Annotated in this window: 1 pseudogene; it reads left to right on the top strand. The window is 77.1% G+C overall.

Going from position 1 to position 323, the window contains the following annotated elements:
• A pseudogene (locus IH13_RS0136000) lies at window positions 1-323 on the top strand (hypothetical protein); the annotation flags it as partial.

The following is a 323-nucleotide window of genomic DNA, read 5'->3' as shown; positions in this document are numbered from 1 at the left end:
CGCCTACGCGCTGTTCCTGCGCGACCGGCTGCCGTTCCCGGTGACCGTCGTCAACCAGGGCTACTGGGGCACGGTCGGCTCCGGCGCCCGGGCCGGACTCGCCGACATCTTCTCCGGGCTCGGCATCCAGGGCTTCAGCCCCGCCGCCGGCATCGCCGCGGTCCACCGCATCCTGGGCAGCGGACTGCCGCAGGTCATGCCGATCCGTGCCGGGCACCGGGCCCTGGAGGCCATGGGCCACGACCCGGCCCTGGACGCCGAGGTCCTCGGCGGCGGCCACCCGGCCGCCCTGGCCGCCGCGGCCGGACACCTCGGCACCGGCA

The organism is Streptomyces sp. NRRL WC-3549 (assembly GCF_000721935.1).
Lineage (GTDB): Bacteria > Actinomycetota > Actinomycetes > Streptomycetales > Streptomycetaceae > Streptomyces.
This window is presented reverse-complemented; position numbering and strand designations above follow the sequence as displayed.